The sequence below is a fragment of the Acidiphilium sp. JA12-A1 genome (assembly GCF_000724705.2).
GTDB classification, from domain to species: Bacteria; Pseudomonadota; Alphaproteobacteria; order Acetobacterales; family Acetobacteraceae; genus Acidiphilium; species Acidiphilium multivorum.
Genome location: NZ_JFHO01000131.1, coordinates 1 through 7,243 on the forward strand (window position 1 = coordinate 1; position 7,243 = coordinate 7,243).

Genomic DNA, 7,243 nt, shown 5'->3' on the forward strand with positions numbered 1-7,243 from the left:
CTCTGCTCCTGCTTGCGGTCCAGACAGGCCTGCGGGCTTCCGAACTGGTCGGCCTCACGCGGGGCGATGTCGTGCTGGGGACCGGCGCGCACATCCGTTGCATGGGCAAGGGCCGGAAGGAGCGCGCCACCCCGCTTCGCCGCGAGACAGCCAAGCTGCTGGCGACGTGGATCGGCAACGACAAAGATGAGGGCAAGCCGCTGTTCCCGTCGATCCGGGGCGAACGGCTGAGCCGTGACGCTCTTGAGCATCTGGTCCGCAAGCACTGCCTCACGGCGTCGCGCGCGTGCCCGAGCATCGGCACGAAACAGGTCACGCCACATACGCTGCGCCACAGCACGGCGATGGACCTGCTCCACCACGGCGTTGATCCTGCGGTGATCGCGCTCTGGCTTGGTCACGAGAACGTCGAGACCACCCAAATCTACATCCATGCCGACATGCGGATGAAGGAAAAGGCGCTCGCTCGCGTCGCCGCTCCAGCCACGCCGTCGGGCCGGTTCCGGCCCGACGATCAACTCCTCGCGTTCCTGGAAGGGCTCTGATTATGCCGAACAGCCGCATGGCCAATGCCGGGCTATCCGGCCTCCAGCGGAGGCCATGCGGCATAATCCGGATCGCGGCATTATGCCCCAGTTCATGCAGCGCCGTGCTGTAAAACCGATCCGCCGTCTTGAATTGCTCGCGCTCGGGCATCGTGACCCGGTCTTGCGCCAGGGTGTAAAAGGCCCGGTCGCCGGGCCGGTAGATGATCGGCACCCCGGAATTGGTCATGATCTGCTCGGCCGCCGCGTGCCGTTCCCATTCCGCCAGGGCGGGCCGGGCCTCGATCTTCGGCATGCCGGCGATCTGCTCGGCATTGAACACCACCGCCGAAAACACCCGTGGCCGTTCCAGCTCGACGCTGCGGTAAAGCTGATTGCCTTCGGCATCCTTCACCGGCCGGCCCTGCTCGTCCTTCACCGGCACCCGGTCAAACTTCTTGAAATATTGGATCAGGGTGCCCTTTTCGCCCTTCATCACCTGGGCATCGAGGCTCTGGGCCTGCTTGTAGGTAGTCCAACGCGGATCGCTATAGCCCTTCGCCTCAGCCACCGTCATCAACCAGATTGCGTTGCCGCCCTGGTAATCCTTGCCGGTGGTCGCGTTATAGGGAATGAACCGGAGACCGCTGGGCTCCCACGGTTTCACCCAGGGCGCGGTGCCATCCTCCAACTGCTTGACGATCGAGGCGGCAACCGTCTGGGCATAATCACCGGCCATTGGTGGCCTCGTTGGTGTTCTCTACGTCCGCATTGGAGTCCCAGGCATCCGCCTCATCAAGTGCGGTTTCCTCAACCAGTCCCAGCTGTTCGACCTCAGCCGGGTCGATCTCCACCATGACGCCTGGCCGCATCAGATCGGCCAGATCGCGCGAGATGATTGGTTTCTTCGGCTCCATCGCTCTCCTCCTTCTCAACGTGCTCTGTATCGTCCTGGGCGAGAGGCCACCTCTTCGCCGGCCCCCTGCCCTTCCCCGGCGCGCGCCTGGCGCTCGGCTTGCCGGATCGCGGCACCGCTCTCGGCCGCGCGCTGCCAATAAGCCCGTGCCTGGTCGCTCGGGTCGGTCTCGGCCGCCCGGCTAGTGCGCCGCGCATCAGCGCGCGCGGCAAACCCGGAGCGGACAGTGACGGTGACGTCGTCCTCACGAGCAAGCTGCGCCGGGGAGAGCTCCGCGATCGGCACCGCGACAATGCCGTGCTGCGTGACCAGACTTGCCGTATCGTCACCTTTGCCCAACACAGTGCCGGAAACCATCTCACCCGGCCGCGCTGTCCTCACATCATGCTCGTATGGATTTTCGCCATGCTGGCGCAGGCTCGAAAACGCCTCCCTGAGTGCGCGGGCACGGGCAGGATCAACGGCATCCTCGACAAGCTCGCGCATCGCCGGGTGGTCTGGGTCATTCACAGCTGCAATCGAGGCAGCGATCATGCGTGGTTTGGAGATGACGGAAAAATCCACGTCATGCCCCACATGCCGGCCGAGTTCGGCGATAACGGCTTCCTGGGTTCGGCCGTTCCCCTCGCGGAAGGGATGAACATAGTTGAGTTCCGATAGAACCCGGCCGCCCACCCCAGCAAATTCCGCGTATGTTGTGTTTTTTAGGCTCTCAGGCTCACGGATAGGCCGCAACGCTTCCTCAAGCCCCATGCCGATCCGTGAACCGTGCAGGAAGCTCGTGCCGCCCTTATGCAGCCCGCCGACTGGCTCCACTGGCTGACCATCCACGATTGGCCGTTCATCGCGCGTATGCCCGGCCCACTCGTAAACCGCCGAAAATAGAAAGCGATGGATGTCTTTCAGGTGGTCAGCGTCAAAGCGGCCCGCTGGGCCATGCCCAAGTTCGATTTCAACCAGACGCTCGCTGGTGATGCGGTATTCATCAATGCGAAGCTGTGAGTGTGTTCGATAGCCGAACCGATTGCGGAGAACATCTTGTTGGTCAGGGTCGTCAGACGTGTTCGGGTAGGTATATCCGTGAGGGGGCGTATCATCCGCCATCCTGACGCCTCACACCGGACGCCTTAGCGCCCGGTGCCGACGATCTCCCCGATCGCCTGGCGAAAACCAGAGAGGTCAAGTTCCCCGCGAACAAAGCGGTCATTGATCGCTTCCAGCACGGGGTCATGAACATACCCCTGCCGAATGTTCGCCGCCCGTGCCCGCTCAACCGCCCTGCGGCGCCGCTCAACCTCAGCATCGGAGATCAAAGGCTTTGCAACAACCTGATCCATCAGCGCCTCGCTCCTTTCCAACGTCTCACAACATAGCGAGAAATCTGCATTTTTACAAGAAAACGCAGGCATAATCTGGGGATTCGCTTTGCAATCCGTCCCGCAAATCGCCCCCTGACTGTGCTGGTTTGCGACGCTGCGGGCCTATCTGTGAATCGGCGCCGAAGTGGGACCCCACCGCAGAACCGCACCAACCGTTTGATATATCGGTAGGAATTTCGTTCGCCCTAAGGTCCCGGTCGGCGCCGATCAGCGTCCAATCGGGACCCCATCAGAGCGCATGATTAGATTGTCAATTCAATGGGTTCGGGAGGATCCCAGGGTGGGGTCCCACTTCGACGCCGATTCACAACAGTGACCGAAAGAAATCTGCCTGTGTCCTTCGTCGAGATTAGGTCGCCATCCAGATGCCCTGGTTTGAACCCGTCATCACGCCCCGGATCTTCGCCCTCTCCTGGAACGCTTCGATGATCGCGCCTTCCAGCGCCTCGACCGCGCGTCGCTTGCCACCTTCGCCCTTGAACAGCACGATGCCGTATTCCGGCAATTCCGGCAGGCCGAATTCTCCTGGCGCCAGTAACCTTACCCCTCCGGGCAGGAACCCGGGTACGGTCAACGTCACCGCCAGCCCGGCAATCACCGGCACGAGATTGCCGACATGCGATTCCGAACTGTAGGCGATCCGATAGCGTCGGCCCACGGACTCGAGAGACCGCACGGCCATTTCGCGCCAAACACATTTACCATTCGACACCGCGATCGGCAGTGGATCCCGCAGATGCGGCTCGTGCTGTATCGACGTTGCCCAAACCAGCCGGCCGCGCCAGACCAGAGTGACCGCCGCGTTCTCGGGTTCCGCCCCCTCGGACAGCAGCGCCAGATCCAGTTCGCCGGACAGCACCATCGGCACCAGATTGCGTGAAGATGCACACGTCACCGAAATCTGCACCGCCGGATGGGCTTCGGAAAACCGTCTGAGAATTTCGGGCAAGACCTCGAGTGCGTGGTCATCTGGCGTGCCCAGGCGGATTTCTCCGGCGATCTCGGGTTCCTGGAAGCGTAACCAGATCTCGTTGTTGATCGAGAGCAGGTCGTAGGAGCGTGAGAGCAAATACTCCCCACGCGCCGTCAATCGCACTCCTTCGCCCCGGCCGCGATCCAGCAGTCGCTGGCCAAGCATGTCCTCCAACTTGCGAATCTGCATCGAAACCGCCGACTGCGTGCGCCCGATCCTCTCCGCTGCCCGGGTGAAGTTGAGTTCCTCGGCCACAGTAACGAAAGCTCTGAGCAAATCGGGGTCGACGGCGGGAGGTGTGCGCATGGCATCAGAATAGGTGATTTTAAGAATAGATAAAATTCGTTTTTCTGATTTCCGGAATCACGCCATGTCTCCGGCATCGCCGCCGATCACGCGGCGAACGGAATGGAATGAAAGGAAAACCTATGTCCGTGTCTTCCAGAGCAAGCGGCCTGCTGGCTTTTATCCTCGGCGTCTTCCGGTCCACGAATCATTATTCCCGGCTCTACTGGACTCGAACCGCCGGGTTCGATGCCACGCCCGGGGGGCGCGACCCGATCGCGCTCGCGGATTTCTGCGAGGATCTGAAACGCGGCACACCGACCGGGTTGCTCGACTCCGGGATCTCCCCAAGCTCCGCGCCGAGTCGAAACTGAGGCGCGAGCCCACCCCGGTCGTTAGAACGGCTCTGGTGCGAAGAGCCTGACGAGCCAAAGGTTGTGGCGCGAGGCTGCGATGTTGTCGCCTTATCGGGCGGCGAGGACGGCCGCCCAGACGGCAGGCGCAGGTCGACCCCGAAGACGTCGCCGACCGAGGCGGAACTGCTCCTGCCAGATCGACGAGGAGATGCATGACGGCAGGCTTCAAATCATCCTCGAGGACGCAGAAACGCCTCCGCTCCCGGTGCATCTTCTTGGTTCCGAAAGTCGCTTGGCGCTTGCGAAGGTCCGCGTCTTTATCGATTTCACTGCGCCGCGGTCGAGAGAGAAATTGCAATCACTGTACGCGGCGGTGGAAAAGTAGGCCATGTAGCGGCGGCATAATGCTGCTGCGTGGCGGGGCAAAAGCCGGCCACTTGTAGTGTCAACGGCGGATCAAAACCAGGCCGGCGTGGCGGCGTAAAAACCGGCCACTGGATTGTGACGTGACGGATATGAGAACGGCCACTGCAGGGGCCGTTCTCATATCCGCAGCCTGCTTGGCGGTGGGTATCAGCTGTCGTTGATTTCGCCGGTCTCTGGATCATGAGGCAGGTCGTCCCCGGCCTTTTCGATACCCTTCCGGCGCCGGGCGCGGGATTGCTTCAGGCGGTAGCTTTCGCCGTTCATCTCCAGGATCTGGACGTGGTGCGTGAGACGGTCGAGTAGCGCGCCGGTCAGCCGTTCGGCGCCAAAGACGCTCGTCCAATCCTCGAAGGGCAGGTTCGAGGTGACGATGGTCGAGCCGCGCTCGTGCCGCTGGCTGAATACCTCGAACAGCAATTCTGCACCGGTCTGCGACAACGGCACGTAACCCAGTTCATCGATGATCAGGAGTTTGAGACTGGCAAGCTGCGCCTGTAGTCTCAGCAAACGGCGCTCGTCCCGTGCCTCCATCAGCTGGTGCACCAGGCCGGCCGCCGTCATGAACCCCACGGACAGTCCGCGCTGGCAGGCCGCCAGACCAAGAGCCAGAGCGACATGCGTCTTGCCGGTGCCGGAATTCCCGAGAGCGATGATGTTGTCGTGGGCATTGATGTTGTCGCAGCGCGCCAGATCGAGCACCAGCATCTTGTTCAGCGACGGGATCGCGGTGAAGTCGAAGGTATCGAGGCTTTTGACCGCCGGGAAGTGCGCCGCACGGATCCGCCGCTCCACCAGCCGGCGTTCGCGATCGAGCAGTTCCAGCTCCGCCAGCCGCAGCAGGAATTTCGGATGATCCGCGCGATCCTTCGCGCACTCGGCGCCGACCTTGGCATATTCGCGCAGGAAGGTCGGCAGCTTCAACGCCTTCAGATGATGCGCCAGCAGCACCTGCGGCGTCTCGATCGCGCCGCTCATGCCGCGTCTCGGCTCAGCAGGACGCCATAATCCGCGGCAGAGGTCATCCGCACATGCGCCGCCGGCAGATAGGGATAGCGCGTCAGGTCCAGCTGTCCCGGCCGTTGCTCGACCCGTGCCAGAACCAGCTGCTTGACCGCGTCAAAACCGATCGCGCCAAGCCGCATCGCATCATTCACCGCGGCCGAGACCACCGTCTCCGGAAACACCTCCATCAGCCGCAGGATCTGGATGAACTCCCGCTTCCTGCGGTTCCCCATCCGCGCCTCCAGGAGTCGCAGGATCCTCTGGAACCCTTCCGGCAGAGCCCAGTTCTGCAAGGGTGCCGCCTGATCCAGCGCCCCAGGCTTCTGCTCGATCAGCGCCAGATAATGCAGCGGATCGAAGATGAACTCGCCGCGGCCATACACCCGCTCGTGGCGAGCGATGACCTCAGCCCCGGCCACGACCAGCACCCGATCGACGACACCTTTGACCAATACGTCCCGGAAGGCATAGCTCGCCGGCACCGAGTCGTCGTTCATCCGGTAGCGGATGTGAATCGGCGCCGAAGTGGGACCCCACCGCAGAACCGCACCAACCGTTTGATATATCGGTAGGAATTTCGTTCGCCCTAGGGTCCCGGTCGGCGCCGATCAGCGTCCAATCGGGACCCCATCAGAGCGCATGATTAGATTGTCAATTCAATGGGTTCGGGAGGATCCCAGTAAGAGGGGCAAAAGGGTGGGTAACCCGAGTTCGACTTGGTCAGCAGGCCAACGATCGAGCAGGTGGCGGGAACGAAGAAATTGTCGCGGATACTGGTTAGGTGGGGCGGAGGCGGGCTCTGACGTAGAAGTCGAGCGGCGCGATGATCGCGGCCCCCACCACCTTGAACCTGCTACCCAGATAATCCCAGATCGCGATGCCAAGTTTGTCACAGGTCTTGGCGAGGCTCAGGAACGCGTCGCGGCAATCCCGGCCGGTCTCACTCCGGGTTCCGGCGCTGATCTTCCGCCGCGTGACGTGACCGCGGATGTCGTTTTCCGAACCATTGGTGTGGAGCGGGATTTCCGGCCGTTCCAGCACCATCAGTAGTTCGGCCTTGTTGGCGTGCAGCCGCGCCAGCAGACGGTCCAGCGTCACGAAGCCGGTGCGGCAGAGGAAGATACGGTCGAAGCGGGTCCGTAACGCCCGAGCCTGCCGCTTGCCCGGTTTTTGCTGGTACGCTTTGAGGTCCGCGTAAAAATCCCAGATCAGGCCACGAACCCGCGTTTGAGCGGCGCGATGCTGGTCGTTGAACGTGTCCAGTTTATGCACCAGCCGTTCCGCGTGGACCCAGCACAACGCGTGCCGGCCGTATATTGAATTGTCCGGCGTCGTCGCTCAGAATAACGGCATCGCACAGAAATTCATGCGCCTGAACGCTG

At 62.2% G+C, this 7,243-nt stretch carries 7 protein-coding genes and 2 pseudogenes; 1 reads left to right on the forward strand and 8 read right to left on the reverse strand.

The features are described from left to right. Positions 1–44: 44 nt before the first annotated feature. Positions 45–383 (forward strand): annotated as a pseudogene (locus RT91_RS22660) (tyrosine-type recombinase/integrase); the annotation flags it as partial. On the opposite strand, the gene RT91_RS20905 reads toward RT91_RS22660, so the two are convergent. The 8 genes and pseudogenes from RT91_RS20905 to RT91_RS18215 form a co-directional block, all read right to left on the reverse strand. Further along, positions 313–1,263 (reverse strand): ArdC family protein, encoded by a 951-nt coding sequence (locus RT91_RS20905; protein ID WP_240314351.1) that lies wholly within the window; start codon positions 1,261–1,263, stop codon positions 313–315. The pseudogene RT91_RS22660 and the gene RT91_RS20905 sit on opposite strands and share 71 nt — an antisense overlap. After that, positions 1,253–1,441, reverse strand: coding sequence for a hypothetical protein (locus RT91_RS18175; RefSeq protein ID WP_035189020.1), 189 nt, complete (start codon positions 1,439–1,441; stop codon positions 1,253–1,255). The genes RT91_RS20905 and RT91_RS18175 overlap by 11 nt, the downstream gene beginning before the upstream one ends. Positions 1,442–1,455: 14 nt before the next feature. Next, the gene (locus RT91_RS20910) at positions 1,456–2,544 is read right to left on the reverse strand and encodes a Fic family protein (protein WP_082468654.1); all 1,089 of its coding nucleotides are present in this window, start codon (positions 2,542–2,544) and stop codon (positions 1,456–1,458) included. A 23-nt stretch (positions 2,545–2,567) separates the two neighbouring features. Further along, positions 2,568–2,777 (reverse strand): hypothetical protein, encoded by a 210-nt coding sequence (locus RT91_RS18190; protein ID WP_035189028.1) that lies wholly within the window; start codon positions 2,775–2,777, stop codon positions 2,568–2,570. 391 nt (positions 2,778–3,168) lie between these two features. Then, on the reverse strand, positions 3,169–4,098 hold the full coding sequence (locus RT91_RS18195) for a LysR family transcriptional regulator (RefSeq protein WP_082468655.1): 930 nt from the start codon (positions 4,096–4,098) through the stop codon (positions 3,169–3,171). Positions 4,099–5,006: 908 nt separating this feature from the next. Continuing rightward, on the reverse strand, positions 5,007–5,834 hold the full coding sequence (gene istB, locus RT91_RS18205) for an IS21-like element helper ATPase IstB (protein WP_035189022.1): 828 nt from the start codon (positions 5,832–5,834) through the stop codon (positions 5,007–5,009). Continuing rightward, positions 5,831–6,400: pseudogene (locus RT91_RS18210) on the reverse strand (Mu transposase domain-containing protein); the annotation flags it as partial. The gene istB and the pseudogene RT91_RS18210, both read right to left, overlap by 4 nt. 238 nt (positions 6,401–6,638) lie before the next feature. Next, positions 6,639–7,133: a transposase gene (locus tag RT91_RS18215; RefSeq protein WP_205408987.1), complete on the reverse strand. Its 495-nt coding sequence runs from the start codon at positions 7,131–7,133 to the stop codon at positions 6,639–6,641. Positions 7,134–7,243 lie beyond the last annotated feature (110 nt).

What these genes read in the sequence shown, in the direction of transcription:
- RT91_RS20905 (WP_240314351.1), bottom strand. Translation starts at nt 1,263, where the DNA reads ATGGCCGGTGATTATGCCCAGACGGTTGCCGCCTCGATCGTCAAGCAG.
- RT91_RS18175 (WP_035189020.1), bottom strand. Translation starts at nt 1,441, where the DNA reads ATGGAGCCGAAGAAACCAATCATCTCGCGCGATCTGGCCGATCTGATG.
- RT91_RS20910 (WP_082468654.1), bottom strand. Translation starts at nt 2,544, where the DNA reads ATGGCGGATGATACGCCCCCTCACGGATATACCTACCCGAACACGTCT.
- RT91_RS18190 (WP_035189028.1), bottom strand. Translation starts at nt 2,777, where the DNA reads ATGGATCAGGTTGTTGCAAAGCCTTTGATCTCCGATGCTGAGGTTGAG.
- RT91_RS18195 (WP_082468655.1), bottom strand. Translation starts at nt 4,098, where the DNA reads ATGCGCACACCTCCCGCCGTCGACCCCGATTTGCTCAGAGCTTTCGTT.
- istB (WP_035189022.1), bottom strand. Translation starts at nt 5,834, where the DNA reads ATGAGCGGCGCGATCGAGACGCCGCAGGTGCTGCTGGCGCATCATCTG.